The 23,552-nt window shown below is 64.7% G+C and carries 20 protein-coding genes; 3 read left to right on the top strand and 17 right to left on the bottom strand.

Annotation, left to right across the window (positions count from 1 at the left end):
• The 11 genes from AC1RMG_RS12645 to AC1RMG_RS12595 all read right to left on the bottom strand — a co-directional run bounded on the left by AC1RMG_RS12645 (position 1) and on the right by AC1RMG_RS12595 (position 14,203).
• Positions 1-1,416: a lipid II flippase MurJ gene (locus tag AC1RMG_RS12645; protein WP_019095070.1), complete on the bottom strand. Its 1,416-nt coding sequence runs from the start codon at positions 1,414-1,416 to the stop codon at positions 1-3.
• Positions 1,417-1,425: 9 nt separating this feature from the next.
• The gene (locus AC1RMG_RS12640; protein ID WP_493169358.1) at positions 1,426-2,247 is read right to left on the bottom strand and encodes an acyltransferase; all 822 of its coding nucleotides are present in this window, start codon (positions 2,245-2,247) and stop codon (positions 1,426-1,428) included.
• A complete protein-coding gene (locus AC1RMG_RS12635; RefSeq protein WP_493169356.1) occupies positions 2,244-3,662 on the bottom strand; it encodes an O-antigen ligase family protein in 1,419 nt (472 codons plus the stop codon). Before AC1RMG_RS12635 ends, AC1RMG_RS12640 begins: the two co-directional genes overlap by 4 nt.
• Positions 3,662-4,762: a glycosyltransferase family 4 protein gene (locus tag AC1RMG_RS12630; protein WP_493169354.1), complete on the bottom strand. Its 1,101-nt coding sequence runs from the start codon at positions 4,760-4,762 to the stop codon at positions 3,662-3,664. Before AC1RMG_RS12630 ends, AC1RMG_RS12635 begins: the two co-directional genes overlap by 1 nt.
• Positions 4,753-5,970, bottom strand: coding sequence for a glycosyltransferase family 4 protein (locus tag AC1RMG_RS12625; RefSeq protein ID WP_015636507.1), 1,218 nt, complete (start codon positions 5,968-5,970; stop codon positions 4,753-4,755). Before AC1RMG_RS12625 ends, AC1RMG_RS12630 begins: the two co-directional genes overlap by 10 nt.
• 2 nt (positions 5,971-5,972) lie before the next feature.
• Positions 5,973-7,268 (bottom strand): cellulase family glycosylhydrolase, encoded by a 1,296-nt coding sequence (locus AC1RMG_RS12620; RefSeq protein WP_315868963.1) that lies wholly within the window; start codon positions 7,266-7,268, stop codon positions 5,973-5,975.
• Positions 7,258-8,454, bottom strand: coding sequence for a glycosyltransferase (locus AC1RMG_RS12615; protein ID WP_011062487.1), 1,197 nt, complete (start codon positions 8,452-8,454; stop codon positions 7,258-7,260). Before AC1RMG_RS12615 ends, AC1RMG_RS12620 begins: the two co-directional genes overlap by 11 nt.
• Positions 8,454-10,448 (bottom strand): lipopolysaccharide biosynthesis protein, encoded by a 1,995-nt coding sequence (locus AC1RMG_RS12610; RefSeq protein WP_072442890.1) that lies wholly within the window; start codon positions 10,446-10,448, stop codon positions 8,454-8,456. The genes AC1RMG_RS12615 and AC1RMG_RS12610 overlap by 1 nt, the downstream gene beginning before the upstream one ends.
• A gap of 18 nt (positions 10,449-10,466) precedes the next feature.
• Positions 10,467-11,243, bottom strand: coding sequence for a polysaccharide biosynthesis/export family protein (locus AC1RMG_RS12605; RefSeq protein ID WP_072450601.1), 777 nt, complete (start codon positions 11,241-11,243; stop codon positions 10,467-10,469).
• A gap of 68 nt (positions 11,244-11,311) precedes the next feature.
• Positions 11,312-12,769 carry a mannose-1-phosphate guanylyltransferase/mannose-6-phosphate isomerase gene (locus AC1RMG_RS12600; protein WP_015636503.1) on the bottom strand — a complete coding sequence of 486 codons (1,458 nt, stop codon included), beginning with the start codon at positions 12,767-12,769 and terminating at the stop codon, positions 11,312-11,314.
• Complete coding sequence (locus tag AC1RMG_RS12595) at positions 12,770-14,203, bottom strand: undecaprenyl-phosphate glucose phosphotransferase (protein ID WP_258611044.1); 1,434 nt, start codon at positions 14,201-14,203, stop codon at positions 12,770-12,772. It lies immediately after the preceding gene.
• A 437-nt stretch (positions 14,204-14,640) separates the two neighbouring features.
• On the opposite strand from AC1RMG_RS12595, the gene yegS reads away from it, so the two are divergent.
• Positions 14,641-15,540, top strand: a complete 900-nt coding sequence (gene yegS / locus AC1RMG_RS12590) for a lipid kinase YegS (RefSeq protein WP_072450599.1) — start codon at positions 14,641-14,643, stop codon at positions 15,538-15,540.
• Position 15,541: 1 nt separating this feature from the next.
• Here the strand turns inward: yegS and AC1RMG_RS12585 are convergent, their stop codons facing one another.
• From AC1RMG_RS12585 to AC1RMG_RS12575, 3 genes are all read right to left on the bottom strand, one after another.
• Positions 15,542-16,201 carry a response regulator gene (locus tag AC1RMG_RS12585; RefSeq protein ID WP_011062481.1) on the bottom strand — a complete coding sequence of 220 codons (660 nt, stop codon included), beginning with the start codon at positions 16,199-16,201 and terminating at the stop codon, positions 15,542-15,544.
• Positions 16,198-17,091, bottom strand: a complete 894-nt coding sequence (locus tag AC1RMG_RS12580; protein ID WP_011062480.1) for a sensor histidine kinase — start codon at positions 17,089-17,091, stop codon at positions 16,198-16,200. Before AC1RMG_RS12580 ends, AC1RMG_RS12585 begins: the two co-directional genes overlap by 4 nt.
• A 537-nt stretch (positions 17,092-17,628) precedes the next feature.
• A complete protein-coding gene (locus tag AC1RMG_RS12575) occupies positions 17,629-18,066 on the bottom strand; it encodes a hypothetical protein (RefSeq protein WP_015636500.1) in 438 nt (145 codons plus the stop codon).
• Between the two features lie 561 nt (positions 18,067-18,627).
• Between AC1RMG_RS12575 and AC1RMG_RS12570 the strand changes: the two genes are divergently transcribed.
• Positions 18,628-19,563, top strand: a complete 936-nt coding sequence (locus AC1RMG_RS12570; RefSeq protein WP_011062478.1) for a chemotaxis protein CheV — start codon at positions 18,628-18,630, stop codon at positions 19,561-19,563.
• Between the two features lie 82 nt (positions 19,564-19,645).
• A complete protein-coding gene (locus AC1RMG_RS12565; protein WP_011062477.1) occupies positions 19,646-20,449 on the top strand; it encodes an MOSC domain-containing protein in 804 nt (267 codons plus the stop codon).
• A 76-nt stretch (positions 20,450-20,525) separates the two neighbouring features.
• Here the strand turns inward: AC1RMG_RS12565 and ppnP are convergent, their stop codons facing one another.
• From ppnP to AC1RMG_RS12550, 3 genes are all read right to left on the bottom strand, one after another.
• Positions 20,526-20,810, bottom strand: a complete 285-nt coding sequence (ppnP, locus tag AC1RMG_RS12560) for a pyrimidine/purine nucleoside phosphorylase (protein ID WP_011062476.1) — start codon at positions 20,808-20,810, stop codon at positions 20,526-20,528.
• A 74-nt stretch (positions 20,811-20,884) separates the two neighbouring features.
• The gene (locus AC1RMG_RS12555; protein WP_011062475.1) at positions 20,885-21,424 is read right to left on the bottom strand and encodes a 3'-5' exonuclease; all 540 of its coding nucleotides are present in this window, start codon (positions 21,422-21,424) and stop codon (positions 20,885-20,887) included.
• Positions 21,425-21,573: 149 nt separating this feature from the next.
• Complete coding sequence (locus tag AC1RMG_RS12550) at positions 21,574-23,529, bottom strand: acetyl/propionyl/methylcrotonyl-CoA carboxylase subunit alpha (protein ID WP_401022515.1); 1,956 nt, start codon at positions 23,527-23,529, stop codon at positions 21,574-21,576.
• Positions 23,530-23,552: the final 23 nt, after the last annotated feature.

Here is a 23,552-nt window from a genome sequence, read left to right as displayed (position 1 = left end):
TCAGGTCAGGTTCTGGCGCCAGGGCCGCAGCCAGGCCGCGAGGATCAGCAACAGCAGCAGGCCGCAGGCGCTGCTCAGGCCCAGTTGCCACCAGATCGAGGTCAGCGGATGCAGGAAGAGCGCCGCCAGGGCCATGCCACCCAGGCCGATCAGCCAATGACTGCGCCAAGGCACCAGCCCCAGCAACTGCTGGCGGCGCATCAGCAGCAGGCCGGTGAGGATCACCCCGCAGATCGCCGCCAGGGCGATGCCGATCAAACCGAGGAAATACGGCAGCGCCGCCAGCAGCAGGGCATTGAGCAGGCTGCCGGCCAGTTCGCAATTGAGCGGCATGCGGGTGTCGCCGGCGGCATAGGCGTAGCGCGCCAGCAGGGCGTTCCAGGCGCCGAACATCAGCGGTACCGAGAACCAGGCCAAGAGCTCCGGCAAGGGGCTGTCCGCCGCTTGATTGGGCAGCAGCAGGTGCACCAGCGCGGCGGCGGCGCCAATCAGCCCGACCACTGCAGGAATGGTCAGCAGGGTGGCGCTGCTCAGGCCTTTGCGCAGCAGGTCCAGGCGCTGTTCGCCGGAGCTGCCGCTCATCAGCCCGAGCAGCACCTGGTTGAGGCTCATCAGGGCGATCAGCGGCAGGTTGATCAGCTTGCGTGCCAGGTTGATCCAGGTGACCGCCCCTTCACCCAGCAATGAGGCCGCCATGCGCTCCAGCAGGGCCAGGCCCTGGCTGGCGAGGTTGCTGCTCAGCAGCGGGCCGATGCGTTGCAGCAACTCGCGCCCGGCCCCGGGCGCGGCCTGCATGCGCCAGGGCCGCCAGCCATCGCGCAGCAGGCTCGGCAACAGCACCGTTGGCATCAGCAGGCTGCCGAGCACACAGGCCGCGGCCAGCCCGGTGGGGGTGGCGGCATGGTGCAGGCTCGCCAGGTAGATCACTGGCGGCAGGTTGAACAGCAGCGAGCCCAGGCCCGCCAGGACAAAGCGGGCGCGAGCCTGCAGAGGGACGCAGAACAGGCCGTGAAGAATGAACCCCGGTGCGCACCAGGCCAGCCAGTGCAGGCCGCCGCTGGCCAGGGCATAACCGTCGCTGCCCAGGCCGGGGCCGATCAGGCGTACCCATAGCGGCGCGCCGAGGCTCAGCAGCAGCGCCAGCAGCAGCCCACACAGCAACAGGCGGGGGGCCAGGGCACTGAGCCAGGCCTGTTGCTCCCCGGCCGAGCGCTGCTGGTACAGCGGCAGCGCGGCGGCGCTCAGCAGGCCCGCAGCCAGGGCCATGCGCAGGGCCTCGGGCAGGAACATCGCCACCAGGAAACCATCGCTCTGGCCACCGGCGCCCCAGGCCGCCACCAGCAGCCATTCCCGGGCAAAGCCGGCGGCCAGCCCGGTCAGGGTGGCCAGGGTCAACCACAGCGTCGCGCCGAACATGGGCCGGGCTTAGTGGAACAAAGTGAACAGGCCTTTGCCGCCCACTTTGTAGTTGAGGTTGCGGCAGCGCTCGCCCTTGATCGCCGCGTCCGGCCCGCTGACGATGGCGTAGGGTGGTACCGGCTTGGACACCACGGTCTGCCCGCCGACCACCGCGCCTTCGCCGATCTCGGCGCCAAACGACAGCAGGGCGCGGCTGGCGATCCAGGCGTAGTCATGGATGTAGATCGGCCCGCCTACCGCCCAGAATTCCGGCTCCTTGAGGTCGTGGCCACCGGCGATGATCAGCACATGGGAGGCGATGGTCACATGGTCGCCAATGATCAGCCCGCCCCGGGCGTCCAACTGGCAGTGCCAGGCCACGGTACTGTCCTGGCCGATGCGCAGGCTGTCGACACCCAGCACCTCGGTATTGCGCCACACCGTGGAGCCCTTGCCGATCTTCGCGCCGCCAAGGCGCAGCCAGAACAGGCGCAGGGTGTGGCTGGGGATCTTGCAGATGAGGATGTTGTAGATCTGCTCCCAGACCCGCAGCATGCGGTCGCGCAGGGTCGGCCAGTTGATTCCGTACATGGGAATCAGCGCTCCCTTGAGTTCGCGGCCCAGCAGTTTGTAGAAGCGCCGGGGCAGGGGCGGCTCGATCTTCGATTCGATGTTCAGGTAGCTGATGTAGGTCAGCACGTTGCCCTTGAGCGGTTGCTCGAACACGACATCGTTCTCCAGCATCCACTGATAGGCCGCCTCCAGTTCTGTAAGGCTCACCCCCATTTTCTGCGCATAGTCAGGCAAGGCCTGTTTCAGGTTCTGCGAGTGGAAGAGGCGATGTTTCATGGCTGGATTCCTGAGGGTGGGGAGTCTGGAGTAACCCTGGGTGACGCAGCGCCGGCCTTGAGTCGCAGGCGCCTGGCTTCATGCAGGTTCAGGCCCAGCAGCAGCCAGAACAGGGCGATCAACACCTGGGTGAAGCTGAAGTAATGGTCGAACAGGCCGCTGATCAGTGCGGCGCTGAGGCCGGCGCCGCTGCCCAGCCAGAGGGCGTTGTCCCGATTCAACTGGATGGCCACCCCGGGAACCCGGGTTTCCCGCCACCAGCTCCAGATCACCGCGACGAACAGCAGCATGCCGGGCACGCCGATCTTGTAGATGTAGTTCAGCCACAGGTTGGAAATCCCCCACAGGCCGGTGCCGGGCACGGGTGGGTCGACCTTGAAGCCGATGCCGAAGGGGAACATCGCCATGGCGGCGGGGAAGTGCGAGTACTCGTCGACCCGCACGCTGGTGCTGGCATCGTTGGAGGTGAACAGGGTCAGCAGGCGGTCCTGCAAGGGCGGATAGGACATCAGCAGCAAGGCCCCGAGAACGAAGCCACCCATCAGCATGCGCCCGGTGTAGGGCACCCGCTGGCGGGCCATCCAGATCAGCACGATCAGCAGGCTGAGCAAGGCTCCGCGAGAACCGGAGAGCAGCAGCCCGGCGGCCCCCAGCAAGGCCACCGCCAGGCCGAGGTTACGCTGCCAGCCGCTGCGGGTCAGGCCGAAACAGAAGGCCAGGGGTAGCAGCAGGGCCATGGCGCCGCCGGTGACGTTGGGGTGCATCCACGGCGAGCCCATGCGATTGGCCAGGGCGCTGAGGCTGTCGCCCAGTACCGCGATGCCGCCGTAGCCGAGCTTTTCGAGGATCGGGGTCATGGCCGTGGCGCTGCCGTTCTTCAGAAACACCGGGATCGACAGCAGCAGGAGCAGCAGGGTCCCCAGCAACAGGCCACAGACCAGTTGCTCCCGGGCCTTGGCTTGCTGCAACAGGCGTCGCACCAGAAACAGCGCCGAGAGGTTGAGCAACCAGCGGACCCAGTTCACCGGGCCATTGCCATCGGCGTTCACCGTCACCTGGCCGATGATGAAGGGCAGGGCACTGAAGGCCATCAGGGCCAGCAGCAGCTTCTCGGTACGCAGCAGCCTGGGCGGCCGGGGCAGATTGGAGAACAGCCCCTGGGCCAGGATGCTGGCCCAGACCAACAGCAGCAGGGCTTCGGAGACGGTGGTGCGCAGGCCGATCTGCACCGTCGAATAGGGCAGGAAGGTCGCCAGTACCGCGAACAGCAGCAGCCCGCGCATGGGCTGGCGGACCACGGTCACCGCCGCTGCGATGCCGACCATCAGCACCAGCACCTTGAGCGCTGGCAGCAACCAGATCAGCACGCCGAAAACCAGGCCGAAGATCAGCGCCAGCGGCAGGGCGATGGGCATTACTTGAGCTCCTCGAGCAATTCATTGAAGCGCTGGCGATAGGCATCCTCGGCGTAGCCGGCCGCCCAGGCCTTGAGGGGGGCGGGGTCTTCCGGCGGGGCGCTGGCCAGTTGCACCATCAACTGGCTCAGCGCGGCGCTGTCGGTGGGCGAGAAGCGCGGGCTGCTCGCCGGGGTGATCTCGTCCAGGGCCGAGCCGCTGGCCACCGCCACCGGAGTGCCGACACTCAGGGCCTCGATCACCGGCAGGCCGAAGCCCTCGGCGTAGGAGGGCTGCCACAGGCGCTGGGCCTGGCGGTACACCCCATGCAACTGGCTGTCGCTGAGGTCGCTGAGAAAGTGCAGGCCATGCACGGCGCGCAGCTCGCTGGGCAGGTGTTCCGGTGCGCCGATCAGCACCAGTTCCGGTACATCCGGGGATTGCTGGCGTGCGGCCTGCCAGGCAGCGACGAACCAGGGGATGTTCTTGCGCGGCTCGCGGGTGCCCACCGCCAGCCAGTAGCGCTCGGGCAGTTGCAGGTCGCGGATGTCGGCGGGTTCGCCCTGGAAACCGGTAACCAGGTTGGGCAGCACCCGGACCTTGTCCCGGGCCTGGGGAAAGAGCTTCACCAGTTCGTCGGCGGTGTACTGCGAAGGTGTCCAGATGCGGTCCGCCTGCTTCACCGAGTGGCCGATGGAGAGCTTGTCGGTGAGGCCATAGACCCGCTCCTTGAGCCGCGAGCCATGGCTGTTGGTCAGGGTCAGTTGGAACAGGTCATGCAGTTGCAATACATAGCGCAGGTTCTTAGGTTTCCTGCCCAGGGGCAGGCCCATGTTGAAGTTGCAGATGTACAGCTCCACCTCGGCCTCACGCAGGGCCCCGGGCAGAAAACCGCCCTCGAAGCGCAGCCGGTTCGGCAGGCGATGCACCCCCTGCAGTGGTGCGCCCCACCTGGGGCAATGCACCCGGCGGCGCAGCGGATGGTCTTCCGGAGCGACGCCGAACAATTGCAGGCTGACCTGCGGATTGGCGCGCAGGGCGTCTTCCAGTGCCAGGTTCTGCCGGCCGATACCACTGTTGCTGTAGCCCGCGGCGGGGCGGTAATCCAGACCTATGCGCATACGGACACTTCTTCTTTGTCAGAGGGGAGTTGGTGATAGACCGCTTCCAGCTGGGCCGCGGCGGCGCTCCAGTCATGGTGGGCCAGCACGTAGTCGCGCCCGGCGGCGCCGATGCGTTGCAGGCGCTCGGGGTCGGCCAGGGCCTGGGCGAGAATCTGCGCCAGGGCCCCGGGGTCTTCGCTGCCCAGGTAATGCTGGCCGTTCTCTACCTGCAGCCCGGAGCTGCCCTGGGCCGTGGTGACTACCGGCAGGCCGGCGGCCATGGCCTCCAGGACCTTGAGCTTGGAACCGCCGCCCTGGCGCAGCGGGGCGAAGAACAGCGCCGAGCGCCGTTGCAGGTCCCGCAGGTCGGGGACAAAACCCTGCCACTCGATGCGCGGGTCGGTCCAGCGCTGGCGGAAACTGTCCGGCAGGGCGTAGCCGCAGATGGCGAAGTGCACCTCGGGGTTGATGGCCCACAGGCGCGGCAGTATCTCTTCCAGGGCCCATTGCACCGCATCCAGGTTGGGGCTGTATTCGTAGTTGCCGATAAACAGCAGGCGCTGGCTGCCAAGGTCCGGTTGCACCGCGGCGTAGTGCCCGCAGTCCACGCCGTTGACCACCACCGCGGCCGGTTTGCCACTCAGCCGGGCCAGGGTCAGGGCGTCCTGTTCGGTCACCGCGATGACCCGGGCCGCCTGCTGGAACACCCGGCGTTCCCAGCGCCGGTAGCGCCATTGGTCGTAACGGGTAAAGGGTTTCGACCAGGCCGGCAGGCGGTCGTAGCTGGCGGCACCGAGGGCCGACTCGACGTTGTGTTCGGTGAGGATGAACGGGCGCTGCAATTGCTTGAGCGGCTGTTCGAAGGGCTGGAAGCTGTAGCTGTGCTCGATCTGGATCACGTCCCAGGGTTCCTCCAACAGCTCGCGAAAACGCTGTTGCAGCGGCGCGGCCAAACCGTTGACGTCGGCCAGCATGGGGTAGGGCGCGAACAGCACCGAGAACAGGGTCTTGAGGCTGCGCAACGGCCGCCGCGGCAGCACGATCAGGCGTTCCAGCCAGGGCTCCAGGGCCGCGCGGGTGGCGTCGTCCAACGGGGTTTTCGATTGCACCAGCAAGGTGATGCGGTGCCCGCGGGCGGCCAGGGCCCGCAGCAGGTGGTATTGCCGGGTCTTGCCGCCGCTGGTGGCGGGCCAGGGCAGGTAGGGCAGGGTCCAGAGGATTTTCATGCTCACCACACCAACAGTTGCAGGCTGGTTTTCAACGGCACGCTCAGGCCCGCTTGCCCGCTCAGCTCGGTGCGGGTGCCGGTCAGCGGATCATGCAGCGTGGCCGCGTTGAGCCCGGGAACCTGCAGGCTGGCGCCGCTGGCGCTCCAGAACATCCAGACGTGGGAGCCGTCGGGCCGGGTCCAGGCGATGCTGTACAAGTCGCCCGGGGCGTTGCTCAGGCCGGGGGGATCAGCCGGGGCCAGGCTCGGCCCGGTGGTGTCGAGAAAATACTTGAGGGCGTTGTAGACCGGCTTGGGTTCGCCGGCCAGGTCCACCAGCCCGTAGGACTGGTCGCGGTTGCTGGCGCGGGCATCCAGGTCGCTGAGGTTGAACAGGAAGATCCGCTGGTAGTCCATGGCCGCCATCAGGGCCAGGCGGCGCAGGGTGTAGTCGGCCTGGCCGTTGACGCCGATCATCGCCTGCATTTCCCGGGCTCCGCTGGTGTAGCTCGACCAGCCCCACTCGGTGGCCCAGACCTGTTGCACGCCCTGGCTGTGCAGCGCGTTGTTGAGGAAGTTGCCGCGTACGAGGAAATCCTGGGCCGCGGCATCGTCGCCTTCCGGGAGCTCGGAATAGGGGTGGTAGGCGGCAATCAGGTTTTCCGTGCCCAGGCCCTGTTGCAGCAGGTCTTCGAGCATCAGCCCCGGGGTGCTGCGCATCTGGCTGTAGTAGGCCATGCCCGCGGTCGCTACAGGCTTGTCGGGAATCGCCGCGCGAATGGCGCTGGTGGTGGTCGTGAGCAACTGGTCGTAGGCGTCGGGGTCTTCCTTGGGCAGCCAGACGATGTTGGGTTCGTTCCACACCTGCCAGGTGTTCACCTGGGGATAACGCTGGGCGAGCATTTTCATGCGCTGGGCGAAGACGTTGAAGTCCTTGGGCGGGTATTGGTCGGAAGGGGGTGAGCCGCTGGGCACGTTGGCGGCGAAGGGCGCCGAACCCACCATGTAGGCCAGGACCCGGTACTGGCGGCCCTGCATGGCGTTCATCGCGGCGTCCAGGGTGTCCAGCTGCAGGTCATTCTCGCTGGGTTCGATCATGGCCCAGTGAATGGCCAGGCGGACCCAGCTCAGGCCCAGGGCATCGAGCCGGTCCATCTGCTTCTGGTAGACGCCGGGGGTGAAGTACTGGAACTGCGCGTTGACCCCGAGAAAATCCTTCCACACCACCGCTCGCGGCGCGCGCAGGGTGGTATCCGCCAGGGCGTTCCAGGACAGGCAGGCGAGCACCAGCAGGGCAATCGCCGAGCTACGTCGCATAGGCATGGGCCGGGCCTCCACAGGCATCGCTGAACACCCGGGCAAAGCGCTCGGCGGTATGGCTCCAGACCCGCCGGGAGCCGATCACCGCGGCGTGCTCGGCCCAGCGCTCCACCCGTTCCGGGCTGGCGCACAAGTGGCTGAGTTCGGCGGCCAGGGCGGCGACGTTGCCCTGGGGAAAGATCACGCCGTTGTCCTGGGCCACCTCTTCGGCGAAGGAGCGGGCGTCGGAGGTGATGGCGCCGCGACCGCAGGCCACCGCCCAGGACAGGGCGCCGCTGGTCCCCCGCAGCGTGCCCAGGAGCTTGAGCTTGCTCGACTCGCGGTAGGGCAGGACCATCACGTGGTGGGCCTGGATCACCTTGGGAATGTCCGTGGCCGGCAGGTCCAGTTGCCAGTCGATGCTGTCCTGCAGGTTCAGGCGCTGGATGTGCTGGCGCAACTGGTCGAGGTAGCTGCCGGCGCTACCGAAGGCCATTTCCGGTTCACTGCCCCCGGCCAGGGTCAGGCGCATGCGCTCGCGCATTGCCGGTTGCTGGGCGAAGGCCATGGCCAGTGCATCCAGCAGATCCTCGATGCCCTTGCCGCGGTAGATGAAGCCGAAATACAGCAGCCTCAACGGGCTCAGCGGCGGCAGCGGCCGGGCGGGGATGGCCAGGTTGCCGTGGGGGATCACCACCATCTGCTCCGCACGCAACCCCATGCGCTGGCGCAGGCAGGCGCCGCCGGCGTGGGTCAGGGTGATCAGCCGGGTGAGGCTGCGGGCCAGCTGCTTTTCTTCGTGCAGGCACAAGGGGTCGGTCAGTACCGTGGCGATCTGTGGCAGCGGTGAGGGCAGCCGCGTGGCCAGGGACAGCGGCCAGGGCAGGCTGGCCCGGCGCCAGACCAGGCGTTCGGGGTCGTGCACCGTGGCGCTCAGCGGCAGGCTGGGGAAACGCTCGCGCAACGCCTTGAGGGCATGAAACTCCGCCAGCCGGCCACCGCCCAGCTCGGCGTGCACCAGGTCGATCCCCTGCCAGTCACTGTGCGCCACCCGCTCGATGGCGCGTTGCGGGTCGTTGCCCAGCCCGGCCAGGGGCGTGCTGACTTTCAGCCCCAGGCCTTCCAGCGCGGCGCGCAGGTGCGCGGCGTAGTCGGCAATGCCGTTCTGCTCGGGAGGCATGGGTGCCAGCAGGGCAATGTGCATCAGTGAGGGCTCCTGATCCGCGCCAGGAAGTTCAGCACGTTCTCCGGGATGCCGAAGCGCCGGCGGTTGATGATGATTCCGTCGACCCGCTTGAAGGCGGTGGTGAGAATCGACAGGGCGTTTTGCAGCACGGGCACCGTGGTGGTTTCGGCTTCGACGATCAGGGCGATCAGGTCGGCCTCGCGCAGGCTGACGAAGGCTTCCTGGTTGGAGAAGAAGCCCGAGGCTTCCAGCAGGACGATTTCGCCGGGCACCGCGTTGGGGGCGCCATTGACCCGCACCACGTGCCCGCGCTCCTGGAGCAGGTCGCGCAGGTGCGCGGTGACGAAGCTCACGCCTTCGCCGCGGCGTGCCGAGGTCAGGCCGATCACCAGCCCCTGCAGCGCCACTTGCTTGAGGGGCAGGATGCCGTACAGGCGGTAGAGGCTGGCGGTGAAGGCGCTGTTGCGTTGCGGCAGGTGGCTGTCGAGGTCCTGCAGGCTGGTCCAGACCTTGACCCCGAAGCGCTCCTCGATCTGGTCGCCGTCATGGATGCGCTGGTCCAGCAGATAGAAGAAGTACAGCGCCAGCAGGCCCACCGCCAGGCTCAGGGGGATGGCGGCGAGCAGCATGCTCAGGCTCTTGGGAAAGACCCGGCTGGGTTTGAAGGTGGCTTCTTCGATCACCGCGATGTTGCTGATCTGGCTCTGGTCCAGCTCGCGGTCGATGCGGGCTTTCTCGGTGCTGTCGCTGTACAGCGCGAAGCTTTTCTCCGCCGCGCTCAGTTCCCGTTGCAGGCGTGCCAGTTCAGGTTCCACGGCCAGCGCCTGGCGCCGTTCCTGTTCGAGCTTGAGCAACTGGGTTTCCTGTTGGGCGGCCTGGGTCTGCAGGCGGCTGAGGCTGGCCTGCTGGTCGGCGAAGCTGTTCTGCAGGCGGGTATAGACCGGGTTCGGGGCCAGGTTTTCGCTGCGTTGCACAGTGCCGCTTTCCGATTTCAGCAAGGCTTGCAGGTTGGCGATTGCCGCATCCATGGCGCGGACCGGAGGGGCGCCTTCCTTGAAGGTGCGGAGCATTTCCTGACGCTCGATCTGCTTGGCGTTGATCCGCTGCTGCAGGTCCTGGCGGTCCGGGTTGAGGCTCATCTGGCGGCCGATGCTGATTTCTTTCTTCATGCTGTTGAGCTGCTTCTGGATGGTCTCCAGGCCGCTGCGAGTGGACGCCACTGCTCGGGTGGTATTGAGGTGTTCGCCCTTGAGGTTGTTGAGGTTGCGCGAGATATCGTTCAGGCGCTCCTCGATGCTCACCGCCCCCAGTTGGTTCAGGTAGTCGGCGATCTGCTTCTTGTAGCCGAGGATGCGCTGGTTGGTGGCGCCACTTTCGGTTTCATAGAAGGCGTACAGGCTTTTGCGCCCGAGGGTTTGCGCGCGTTCCTGCTGGTACTGCTCGATCCAGCTCTTGACCACTGTCTGGGCCACTTTGGGGTCGTTCCAGGTAAAGCTCACTTCCATCACCGAGGAGCCTGCGGCGTGGGTCACGCTGAAGCTTTTCAACATGCGTTCGGTCAGGCGTTCCACCGGGGTCTGCTTCTCCACCAGGCCCACCAGTTGCAGGGCCCCGCGCAGCAGGTCGACGATGCCTTCCACCGCGCCTTTCACTGCGTTCTTGAGGGTGGCCAGGGCACCACTTGGCTGGGGCTGGCGGGACAGGTCGTCGAGGTACTTTTCCGCCACTTTGCGGGCGATGGGCTCGCCGCCGAGGATGCGCTCCTCATCGATGATCGGATCACGCTGGGCGCTGGGAATTACCACAGCCTGGCGATCGGCGATCTCGATCGGCAGGGTGCTGGTGTCGCGCCCCGGCTTGACCAGCAGCAGGGCGGTGGACTCGAAGCGATTGGGCAGCAGGAAGGCGCCCAGCAGGATGATGACGAAGGTCACCAGGACGGTGATCTTGACCTCGCGCTTGAAGATGAAGAACAACCGCAGCAGATCGCGAAAGGAACGGATATTGATCATGAGTGCTGTCCTTGGCGATCAATTGGTGGATTGACGGTTGATTTCGTAACTCGCCCCGATGCCGATCGACTTGGTGAACGGAATCAACTGGTTGAGGTACACATCCACCCATTCAATGCCGTTGCCGACGCTGGACTTGGGCACGAACACCACGTCGCCGCGTTGCAGCAGCACCGGGGCGGCGCCGGCGTTGCCGGCGATCATGAATTTGCGGTAGTCGAAGAAATAGGTCTTGTAGCGGCCGTCCTCGCCCTCGCGCAGCAGGGCGATATTGCGGCTGTCGCCCACATTCAAGAGGCCCCCGGCGCCGACTATGGCCTGCTCCAGGGTGGTGGTCACGGTCACCGGCAGGGACGCCGGGTTGCGTACCGAGCCGCCGACGAACACGGTGTTGCCCGGTGCCTGGTTGATGTTCACGGTCAGTGCCGAGTCCTGGTAGATGTTCTTCAGCTTGTTTTCCAGGACCTGGGTCAGTTGCTGCGGAGTCAGCCCCGCGGCCTTGACCTGCCCGGCATAGGGGTAGGCGAAGGTGCCATCGTTGAGCACGGTGAACAGCGTCAGTTCGTAGATCGAGTTGGCGGTGAATGCCGAGATCGATGGCGCCTCACCAGTGTTGCGGACGATGCGCAGGGTGTCCCCCGGGCGAATCCGCTGTGGCGGCAACGGTTGGCCGGCCAGGGCATCACCGGCTCGATGGGCGGCCTCCAGGTCCTGGCTGGGCGGCAGTTCCACCTTTGCCGGAATGGAGCAGGCGCAGAGCATGAGAACACTGGAAATCAGCAGGAGTCTTTTCATCGAGCGGTCTTCCTGGCGTGCATAGTCACAACTCCCTGTCGGGCCAGATTGCTGCTTGGAGCGTCAGTTCAGGTCTTGGCGGCTTCGGCGGGAGCCCGCCCGTAAATGTCGTTGAAGCGCACAATGTCGTCTTCGCCGAGGTACTCCCCGCTCTGTACTTCGATCATCACCAGGTCGATCACCCCGGGATTGACCAGGCGGTGAGTGCGGCCGGGCTTGATGAAGGTGGACTCGTTGGTATTGAGCAGGAATTCGTCCTCGCCATTGGTGACCCGGGCCATGCCGCTGACCACGATCCAGTGTTCGCTGCGGTGGTGGTGCATCTGCAGCGACAGCGAGGCATTGGGCTTGACCATGATGCGTTTGATCTTGAAGCGCGGCCCTTCCTCGAGCACGGTATAGGTGCCCCAGGGACGGGTCACGGTGCGGTGCAGCTTGTAGGCGTCGTGGCCCAGGCGCTTGAGTTCCTGGGCGATCAGCCTGACGTCCTGGCTGCGGTTGCCGTCGGCCACCAGCAGGGCGTCCGGAGTGTCGATGATGATCAGGTTGTTGAGCCCGACCCCGCCCACCAGGCGCTTGCGCGAGTCGATATAGCAGTTGCTGACATCGTGCAGCACGGTCTCGCCGTTGCACTGGTTGCCATGTTCGTCCGCCGGGGTCAGCTCGCGCACTGCCTGCCAGGAGCCGATGTCGCTCCAGCCCAGCTGGCAGGGCACCACGGCGACTTTCTTCGAGCGCTCCATCACCGCGTAGTCGATGGAGATGTCCGGGGCCTGGGCAAAGCTGTCGCCGTCCAGCTCCACTTGCAGTTCGTGCTTGCCCTCCTTGCGGTGGCTCTGCTCCAGGCAGTGTTCGACGGCGCTGACCACCTCGGGCACGAACTCGCGCAGTTCCTGCAGGATCACGTCGGCACGCATGCAGAACATCCCGCCGTTCCAAAGGTGCAGGCCGCCATCGACATAACGCTGGGCGGTGGCGGCGTCGGGTTTCTCGACGAAGCGGCTGACCTGGAAGCTGTCCTTGTTCAGGCCCTGGCCTTTCTCGATATAGCCAAAGCCGGTCTCGGCGTGGGTGGGCACCAGGCCGAAGGTCACCAGCCAGCCTTGCTCGGCCAATTGCCGGGCGCTGTCCACGGCGTTGGCGAAAGCCTGCACATCCTTGATCAGGTGGTCGGCGGGCAGCACCAGCAGCTGTGCATCATCGCCATACAGGCGGCTCACGTGCAGGGCGGCGGCAGCGATGGCCGGTGCGGTGTTGCGCCCGAACGGCTCAAGGATGAAGTCCAGCTCCACCCTGGCCTTGTTCAGCAGGCGATAGTCGTCGAGGGTGCGAAAGAACACTTCGCGGTTGGTCACCGTCAACAGGCGGCCGACGTCCTTGAGCGCGGTGGCGCGCACGAAGGTTTTCTGCAGCAGGCTTTCGCCGTCTGGCAGGCGCATGAAGGGCTTGGGCATCGCCTCGCGGGATACCGGCCACAGGCGGGTGCCGGCGCCGCCAGCAATGATGCAGGGAATGAGTGTGCTCATTCAGAAGGCCTCGCGGGTCATGATCACGGATGGAACAGTGCGGAAGAGAATGTACAGGTCGAACCAGACCGACCAGTTTTCGATGTATTCCAGGTCGAACTCGACACGTTTCTCGATTTTTTCCAGGGTATCGGTTTCGCCCCGATAGCCGTTGATCTGCGCCAGGCCGGTAATCCCCGGCTTGACCCGGTGGCGCGAGGTGTACTCCTTGACCGCCTCTTCGAAGAGAATGCCGGCGGCCTTGGTCGCGGTGGCATGGGGGCGCGGTCCGACCATGGACATGCTGCCGCCGAACACATTGAACAGCTGGGGTAGTTCATCGAGGCTGGTCTTGCGAATGAAGCGCCCGACCCGGGTGATGCGCGGGTCGCCCCGGGTGGTCTGCTTTTCGGCATGTGCATCGGCCATGTGCTGGTGCATCGAGCGGAACTTGTAGACCTCGATCAGCCGGTTGTTGTAGCCGTAGCGTTTCTGCTTGAACAGCACCGGGCCGCTGGAGTCCAGCTTGATCGCCAGTGCCACCAGCAGCATCACCGGTGACAGCAGCACCAGGGCGATGCTCGACAGCACCATGTCTTCCAGGCGCTTGAAGAACGGCGACCAGCCCCGCAACGGCACTTCGGAGGCGTTGAACATCGGCAGGTTGGCGACTTCGGTGATGCGGTTGTGGGCGTGCCGGAAGGCCACCATGTCGGGCACCAGCAGCACGTTCACCGGCAGCCTTCGCAACTCGCGGATGACATAGGCCATGCGGTTTTCCGCCGACCAGGGCAGCGCCACCAGGACCTGGGTAACCTTTTCCTCGCGGATCAGCCGCTCCAGGTCGCTGGAGTTGCCCAGCAGCGGCAGGTTGCACAGGGTCTTGGGCAGGCGGCCGATGCGGTCGTCGATGAAACCGGTCACTCCGGAGCGGATGTCCTGATGCTGGGCCAGGTATTCGGCCAGGCGCTGGCCGTTTTCCGTGGCGCCGAGAATCACCGCGTTCTGCAGGAACACGCCGCGCTGCATCAACTGCTGGAACAGGGTCAGCAGCACCAGGCGCTCGATGCCGAACAGCACGAAGCTGCCGGCAAACCAGCCGAACAGCTCGGGGTTGCCGATGGTGTTGAACATCTTCATGGAGTGATGCATGAACAGCAGCACGCAAAAGGACGAGGCCCAGGCGAAGAGGGTCAGCTGGAAGCGCAACTGGTTGCTGAAGATGGATTCGGCGTACACCCCCAGGGCCTGGAAGATCAGCACGCTGATGAGGGCGAAGAACACCAGCAGGGTCAGGTCGCTTTTCAAGGCTTCCTGGCTGTTGTTGGACAGCAGGATCAGCAACAGCCCGGGAAGGATTGCAGTCAGCCCATGAACCACACGGATGCCGAACAGGAAGTACTCGACCATGCTGGGGCGAGTCAGTAACAGGCTGTCTACAGGTTGCAACCGCATAAGATCAATTCCCTCGACCTAAGGCACACCGGTTGACTGGAGAGATCGCGAGGAAGTTCGCAATGTTTGCGACTTCCCGTCGTCTGGTCCCGGCACCGAAAAAAGCCACGTCCCTTCATCCCCAGGCGTGGTCGGCATTCAAGTGGGAAAACCGGGCCCTCTGCATATTCAGGTGGGGCCCCCGGCGCCGGTCAAGGTGATGACCTGCACTTCCTCATCTAAACGACAGGGTCAGTAAAGCTCATGAAACAGCGACCCGCTAATTGAAAGCCGAACCGTGCCGGACGAATCCTTGCCTCCCTGCGGCTAAGCTGCCGGATTGCCGGGGGGCCATGGCCAGACTGCTTCCGGCAAAAAAATAAATTCCGACGACAGACTTTTTCTGCGGGCGGCAGGGTCAACATCCTTCATGGAGTCCATAACCGGAGTCAGGGCTGATGAGTGAGCGCAAGGCATTGTTGATACTGCACGGCAAACAGGCCCTCAACGAGGAGGTGCGCGCGGCCGTCGAGGCCCGGCGCGCCGCCGGCTGGGACTTGCAGGTGCGCCTGACCTGGGAGGCGGGGGATGCCCAGCGCCTGGTGCAGGAGGCGTTGGCTGCCGGCCATACCCGGCTGATTGCCGGCGGTGGCGACGGTACCCTGCGGGACATCGCCGAAGCCCTGGCCAATGCCGACGCCCCGGCCAGCCTGGTGCTGTTGCCGCTGGGCACGGCCAACGACTTTGCCCGGGCTGCCGGCGTGCCGCTGACCCCGGCGGCGGCCCTGGACCTGCTGGATGTGCCGGCGCGGGCGATCGACCTGGGGGAGGTCGGCGGGCAGATGTTCCTCAACATGGCCACGGGCGGCTTTGGCAGCCAGGTCACCGCCAACACCTCGGAGGATTTGAAGAAGGTCCTGGGGGGCGCGGCCTACCTGTTCACCGGTCTGTCACGTTTTGCCGAGCTGAGCGCGGCCTATGGCGAGTTGCAGGGGCCGGGTTTCCACTGGCATGGCGAACTTCTGGCCCTGGGCATCGGCAACGGCCGTCAAGCGGGCGGCGGGCACGAGTTGTGCCCGGGGGCCCTGGCCGATGACGGCTTGCTGGATATCAGCATCCTGCCGGCGCCCCAGGAACTGGTCGGCACGCTGAAGAACCTGCTGGCGGGCGGGTTGGGGATCGACAATCTGTTTGTCCGGGCACGCCTGCCCTGGGTCGAGATCAAGGCGTCCCGAGGCCTGGACATCAACCTCGACGGCGAGCCGCTGCAGGGCGATACCTTGCGTTTCACCGCCCGTCCTGGCGCGTTGCAGGTGCATCTGCCCGAGGATTCGCCGCTGCTGGGAGGCGCCCGCTGAGTCAGTCGTCGAGGCTGATGATGCGTTCGCGCACGGCGAACAGCACCAGCCCGGCAACGTCGAAGATCTGCAGGCGTTTCATGATCTGCGAGCGGTGGGTTTCCACGGTCTTGATGCTCAGGCCCAGGCCCAGGGCGATCTCCCGGGTGGATTTGCCGCGCACGATCAGCCGCAGGATTTCCAGCTGGCGGGCCGTCAGGTTGTGGTTCTGCTCCGGTGGCGGAGGTTGCTTCTGAGCCCGGGTCAGGGCCTGGTTGATCACCGTGTGGGCGATGGCCGGGCTCAGGTAGCGTTCATTGTTGCGCAGGGCCTGGAGGGCATGCTCGAGTTCTGTGGCGGTGGTGTCCTTGAGCAGGTAGCCGTGGGCGCCGCATTCCAGGGCCTGCATGATCAGGGCCGGGTCGGTGTGCATCGACAGGATCAGCACCTTGCTCTGCGGGTGGAGCGCCTTGAGCCGGCGCAGGGCGTCGAGGCCGCCGGTGTGTTTCATCGACAGGTCCAGCAGGATGATGTCCGGATGCAGCCTTTCGACCATTTCCAGCAGGAACGAGCCGTCATCCGCTTCACCGATCACCGCGTATCCGGGAATGTCCATGACCAGGGCACGCACGCCAGCCCTGATGAGCGAGTGGTCATCCACCAAGAGTAAATTACAGGTCAATGTAAAACCTTATTCGTGCTGGCCCGCTCCAGAGTGCGAGGGGCCCAGGGAAAGAGTGCTTCGATCTGTGTGCCTTGGTCGGCCTCGCTGGTGACCTTCAACAGGCCGCCCAACTGACTGATTCGTTCCTGCATTCCGGCCATGCCGCGCTGACCCTGGGCGCCCGGGTCGCTGGCCGGGGCGAAACCCTGGCCATCATCGCTGATGAACAGCGACAGGCCTTCGGGCAGTCGTTGCAGGCGTACCAGCAGGTTTTTCGCCTGGGCGTGGCGCAGGATGTTGGTCACTGCTTCCTGGGTGATGCGAAACGCTGCGACGGCCATTTCCTCGGGAATGCCCGCCAGGCGCTGGTGGCACTCCAGACTCCAGTGCACCGAGGTGTTTTCCAGGGTCTTGAGCAGGTGGGCGCGCAGGCTGGCTTCCAGCCCGAGGCTGGCCAGTTGCCGCGGGTTGAGGATGGCGGAGACGTCCCGCACCTTGGCCAGGGTCTCTTCCAGGGTGGTGCCCAGCACTGCGCAATGTTCTTGCAGCTCGTCCGGCAGGCGGCGCTTGAGCCAGTCGGTCTGCAGCTTGGCGGCGGTCAGCAGTTGGCCGATGTCGTCATGCAGTTCTCGGCTCAGACGGTGCCGTTCGTTTTCCTTGACCTCCAGCAGGCGCTCGGCGAGTTCCTGGGGCTGGAAGCGGATGGATTTGCGCGAATAACCGTATTGCATCCAGATGCAGGCCAGCGCCGCCACGTTGATGACCAGCAACCCCAGAGGCAGAGGCCGGCCCAGCCAGTAGACCAGCACACTGGCCAGGGTCGAGCAGGAGCACAGCAACAGGCTGAGCCAGCGCAGGTGATCACGGGAGGGGGGCCAAGAGAAGAATGACTTGAGGCTGGCGTACATAGCGGATGGAGCCAATGGATGTTCGCTGCGAAGAGCCCGGTCAAGTATGGATGACGAGGCTTGTTTGGGAAACGATGCTCTTTGAATACCCGGTTTCAATCAACGCTGTCTGTTCGTGTTGTACAGGCTGAGTAGTAACTGCCGCCATTGGAATCAATGTGCCATTAACTGTGTCCGTTTATGCGCCGCATAATACCACCGAAGATACCGTCGGTCGCGTTTATACGCTCAGTCATATAGGACTTCAGAGTCAGGAACCGGAGGGTAGCGGTACGTCGGTACCATTGGCGCCACGTGCGCCCGAACATCGCGCAAAGTGTGCTGGGGAGCGGGTTTGCCCGCAGGCACAGCGCATTGAACAGCAAGTCCCGGTGACCTTGCTAGTTGGCTTTATGGAGTGATTGATGTCGCTCTTGGGTATGAATTAATCAATAACGACCGGGTGCTTGGCAGTTGGCCCGATATTTTGTCGATGTTGTGCAGTAGGGCGGTGATTGGCGAGAGTTTTATCCGCTGCCCCGCCGGATAAATACAACTTCAGTGGCTGCAAGATGGATATGTGCAGTTACAGTTTTGTCCCACTTGCTCTGTCAGTTCTTCGATCAGCATGACTTGTTCGCTGTCGTCCAGATTGAGCTGGCCGTTGCGCGGGTCGATCAGTTCCAGTTGCCAGGCCATCAGCGTCAGGCAGCTCTTCAAGGCATCGAGGATCGGATCGTTGAGGTCCAGGGGATGGGGGGTGCGCTTGAGCACGCCATGAATATGCAGGGAGAATTCGGCCAGCGGGCTGACTGCGTGGCGGGCCGCGGCCTGGGCCAGGCTCAGCAGGCTGGCGAGCAGGCAGTTGATGGCTTCTTCATCGTTTCTGATCAGGTGCAGGTGGCTCAGGCAGTCTTCCGATCTGGCCAGCAGGGCCTGGGCTTCAAGCAGGAACTCGGGCAGCGGTGTGGCGCACTCGTGGCCGTCCTTTAGCATGCTTATCTCCATGACTGCGTGTCCGATGGCTTGATAGGGCGTTGGCTGAACGGTTTGCAAGTTGGACGCGATAGGTGCAGCTGGATTGACGTTATAGCTGAATGCTTGCCTGCGGTCGCAGCCTGCCGAGCGAGTCGAGTGGCCTCGAACCCGGTCCGTGCGCGCATGCCGGCCACAGCAAGGCGGCGCAAGCGCGCTGGGGCAGGATGAGCGAGGGTAGTGGGGCTTGAAAGGGGGCCAAGCCACCTTTCTGCGATCAAAAACAAAAGCCTGACTCCGTTCATGCAATGAGAATGGCGTCACATTAATGGCTATTGGATATCGCGAATATCAGGCTGGTCCTGATTGTTGATAGGGGATTCCCCTAGGCACGGGAACCTTGCACCGAAATAGAGGTCTGGCCGGCGCAGAGGGTGGTGCTGAATTGACCGCGCCAGTAAAGCATGATGTTAATGTGACATCAACGGCTTTGTGTGGCAATTTGCATGCGGGTCAAGATACGGCAGACCCGGCCGATATCTGTCTTTAGTGAATTCATCAGAACAAGCCCAGGAGTCATTAATGGCCGGCATTCTCGACACGGTAGATCAACGCACGCAACTGGTGGGTGAGAATCGCCTGGAAATCCTCATGTTCCGCCTGGCCGGCCGGCAACTGTTCGCGATCAACGTGTTCAAGGTCCAGGAAGTGCTGCAACTGCCGAAGCTGACGCTGATGCCTCAGCGCCATCCCTTTGTCTGTGGGGTGGTCAATCTGCGCGGGCAGACCCTGCCGGTCATCGATCTGTCCCAGGCCATCGGCATGCGCCCGCTGGTCCCGGGGCCCAACAGCACCATCATCGTTACCGAGTACAACCGCTCGGTGCAGGCGTTCCTGGTCGGTGGCGTGGACCGCATCGTCAACATGAACTGGGAAGCCATCATGCCGCCGCCCACCAGCGCCGGGCGCCAGCATTACCTGACCGCCATCAGCAAGGTCGATGACCAGTTGGTGGAAATCATCGACGTGGAAAAGGTCCTGGCGGAAATCGTGCCCTACAACGCCAAGGTTTCCCGGGACAAGCTGGAAGATCCGGTGCTGGAGCGTGCCCGTGGCCGCGAAGTGCTGCTGGTGGACGACTCCAACGTGGCCCTCTCGCAATTGCGCGACACCCTCGGCCAGCTCGGGGTCAAGATGCACATCGCCAGTGATGGCCTCAAGGCCCTGAACATGCTCAAGGCCTGGGCCGACACTGACGTGGTGATGACCGACAAGCTGCTGATGGTGTTCACCGATGCGGAAATGCCGGAAATGGACGGCTACCGCCTGACCACCGAGATCCGCAACGATCCGCGTCTGCGCGGGCTTTATGTGGTGCTGCACACGTCCTTGTCCGGCAGCTTCAACGAATCGATGGTGAAGAAGGTCGGTTGCGACAACTTCCTGTCCAAGTTCCAGCCGGACAAGCTGGTGGACGTGGTCCGCCAACGGCTGATGCTGGACGAAGCCGACGCCTGACACGGGCCTTGCGCCGGCGCTCCTTTGTTTCGGCTAAATGCTGGTATAGGGTGAGCGCTTTTGCCCATACAGGGAGCTGGACATGCGTCTTAGCGCGCTTTACCGATACCCGTTGAAATCCGCCAGGGGCGAAACCCTGCAACAGATCGGCCTGGACAAGCTCGGGCTGCAAGGGGATCGCCGCTGGATGCTGGTGGATGAGGCCAGCGGGCGTTTCCTGACCCAGCGCGCCGTAGCGCGGATGAGTCAGCTGTCGGCCTTATGGAATGACCAGGGTGGCCTGACCCTGAGCGCCCCAGGCCACTCCACCCTTGAAGTAGCGCTGCCGGGTGCGGATGCACCGTTGCGCGGCGTGACCATCTGGCAGGACACCTTGCGGGTTCCCGATGCGGGGGACGAAGCCGCGGCCTGGGTCAGCGAATTCATCGGCAAGCCCAGCCGCCTGGTGCAGGTTCCTGCGCAGCGGGCACGGAGCACCGCCGCCGGTTATGGCAGGGACGATGACCAGGTGGCCTTCGCCGATGGTTTTCCCCTGCTGCTGATTGGCCAGGCCTCCCTGGATGACCTGGTCGCTCGCGTGGGCCGGCCCCTGGAGATGCTGCGGTTTCGACCGAACCTGGTGGTCGAGGGCAGTGCGGCCTTTGCCGAGGACGACTGGAAACGCGTGCGTATCGGCGATGTCGAGTTCCGTGTGGTCAAGCCATGCTCGCGCTGCATTCTCACCACCATCGATCCGCAGACCGGCGAGCGCAGTGCCGACCGCGAACCTCTGGCCACCTTGCAGAAGTACCGGGCCCAGGCCGATGGGGCGATGTTCGGCCAGAACCTGGTCAATGATGGCAACGGTCGCTTGCAGGTAGGGATGGCGGTGACGGTCATCGAATAACCGGTGCCACCTCGAAAAATGCCCGTCTCCTGGGAGACGGGCATTTTTTATTCCGGGGTAACGCCGCGATGCTCGATCAGCCGCGGTATTCGCACAGGTAGGCGGTGTCCACCGCGACTTTGAGCTGGAACTTGCTGTTGGCCGGAACGTTGAACTGGCTACCGGCCGGGAAGGTTTCCCAGTCTGCGCTGTCTGGCAGGCGCACGGTCAGGGCGCCGGAGACCACGTGCATGATTTCCCGTTGTGCGGTGCCGAACTCGTATTCGCCCGGGGCCATGACGCCAATGGTGGCTGGGCCTTCGGCCGTGCCGAAGGCAATCGACTTGACGGTGCCGTCGAAGTACTCGTTGACTTTAAACATGGGCGATTCCTCAAGAAAGGGTCAAAAAGGGCGGCCAGTATGCACAAGGCCTTCAGGGCCGTCACCTGCCGCCGTCAAGGAAGAATCAGCGGTAATAAGCGTGCTGTATTGCGCGCATCTTCCAGGGCCCGATGCTGCTGGCCGGTGAACTGCATGCCGGCCAGTTGCAGGGCTGCATTGAGCCCCAGGGGCCGCTCCAGGCGCCGGGCCTTGGCGAAGCGCTGCTTGAGGTTCATGTGCGGCACCTCATTGAGCAGGCTGTGCAGCTGTTGGTTGTGCCATTCCAGCTGCAACTGCTTGCGGTCGTAGTCGCCCCAGCTGGCCCAGCCTTCCAGACGCGGCTGATGCTGGCCGAGCCAGCGCTCGAACAGGCCCCAGACCTCGCTCAGGGGCGCGGCGCTGTCGATATTGGCCTGGGTGATGTGGGTCAGTTCGCGGCAGAACGGCGTCAGCATGGGGCGCCGCAAGGGGCGGACGAAACGCTGGAAGTGGTCCTGTTCCCGGCCCTGACGGTTGACCAGGGTGGCGCCGATCTCAATGATTTCCATCTCGCTCACCGGCCAGCCCCCTTCATCCGTCGTGGCTTCCAGATCTATTACCAGCCAGTGGGGCATCACGAATTCCAGCCTTGAAACATCCTGAAGAGGCTTGAGCGTAGCCAAAGCCGAGGCATCCGCCTAGGGGGACGGCTGCTTGAGCGCATCGAGGGGGCATCGTCCCGACCGATGCCCCGTCTGCCTGGATCTGCTGGAAGGTGCCCGGGCTACTCCACCTCCACCAGTACCTGGCGGTTTTTCACCTGGTCCCCGAGGTTGACCTGGACCCGGGTGATCACCCCGTCGATCCCGGCCTTGAGCGGGTGCTCCATCTTCATCGCCTCCAGCACCAGCAGCAATTGGCCCTTGCTTACGTGCATGCCCTCACTGACCAGTACATCGACGATCGCCCCGTCCATGGGCGCCTTGAGCGTACCGCTGGAGGCGGTGTTCTGGCCCTGGGCCGGGGCATGGGTACGATCCACCAGGTGCAGGCTGCCCTTGGCGTTGCTCAGCCACAGCTCCCCGCCCTCCAGCCGATAGGCGCACGGGCGGCGAATGCCGTTGATCTCCAGGCTGGCCCGCCGGCCATCGGCGCTGCGCACCTTGAGCTCCAGCAGCCCATCGCCCTGGCGCACCTGCACGGCGCCCGAGGGCAGTGCGTTCAGGTGCAGCGACCATTGTCGGTCCTGCACCCCGAGCCGGTAGTCCAGGGGCACCCCGGCGTTGTTGCTCCAGGCATTGAGCGCCGGGCCATGGGCGCTGGCGCTGTGGTGGTGGAACAGCGCAGCGGCGATGGCCAGTTCCTCGGCAGTGGGCTCCTGGGGTTGCAGGCTCGGGTCCTGGGCAAAATGCTCGGCAATGAAGGCGGTGCTGAAGTGGCCGCTGGCGAACACCGGGTGGCGCAGCAGGTTGGCCAGCAGCCGGCGGTTGCTTTCCAGCCCCAGCAGCACGCAATCCTCGACGCCACGCAGCAGCTTGCGCCGCGCCTCTTCGCGGGTAGCACCGTGGGCGATCAGCTTGCCCAGCATCGGGTCGTAGAACGGGCTGACCCATTGGCCTTCCTGCAAGCCATGGTCGGTGCGGATCCCCGGTGCCGGCTCCCAGCGCAGGATCTGGCCGGTCTGCGGCAGGAAGTTCTGTGCCGGGTCCTCGGCATACAGCCGCACTTCAATGGCGTGGCCGTCGAGGCGCACCTGCTCCTGGCCCAGGGGCAGCGGCTCGCCGGCCGCCACTTGCAGTTGCAGGGCCACCAGGTCCAGGCCCGTTACCAGTTCGGTGACCGGGTGCTCCACCTGCAGCCGGGTATTCATTTCCAGGAAATAGAACTGCCCGCTCGCATCCAGGAGGAATTCCACGGTACCGGCGCCCACATAGTTCACCGCCCGCCCGGCCTTGAGCGCTGCCTCGCCCATGGCCTGGCGCAGCTCCGGGGTCATGACCGGGCAGGGCGCCTCTTCGATGACCTTCTGATGGCGGCGCTGGATCGAGCAATCCCGCTCACCCAGGTAGATCAACTGGCCATGCTGGTCGCCGAACAGCTGCACCTCCACGTGCCGCGGCTCGATCAGCGCCTGCTCCAGGATCAGTTCGTCGCTGCCGAAGGCGTGCAGGGCTTCGGAGCGGGCCGTGCGGATCTGCTCCAGCAACTGGCCGGCCTGGTGTACCAGGCGCATGCCACGCCCGCCACCGCCGGCGCTGGCCTTGATCATCAGCGGATAGCCGATGCGCTGGGCTTCGCGCTGCAAGGTGGCGTCGTCCTGTTCCGCCCCCTGATAGCCCTGGATGCACGGCACGCCGGCTTCGAGCATGGCGATCTTCGAGCGACGCTTGCTGCCCATCAGCTCGATGGCGGCAGCGCTGGGGCCGATGAACACCAGGCCGGCGCTTTCACAGGCGGCGGCGAACTCGGCATTTTCCGAAAGAAAGCCGTAGCCCGGGTGAATGGCGTCGGCACCGGTGCGCCGTGCCGCTTCCAGCAGCGCGGCGCCGTCGAGGTAGGACTGCTGTACCGCGGACGGGCCGATATGCACCGCTTCGTCAGCCAGTTGCACATGCAGGGCCTCGGCATCGGCATCGCTGAACACGGCCACGGTGCGATAGCCCAGGGCCTGGGCGGTACGCTGGATGCGGCAGGCGATTTCGCCACGGTTGGCGATCAGGATCTTGTTGAAATTGGGCATACAGGCTCCCGGGAATCGGTGGG

The sequence above is a fragment of the Pseudomonas sp. GW822-FHT04H02 genome (assembly GCF_058800645.1).
This window is presented reverse-complemented; position numbering and strand designations above follow the sequence as displayed.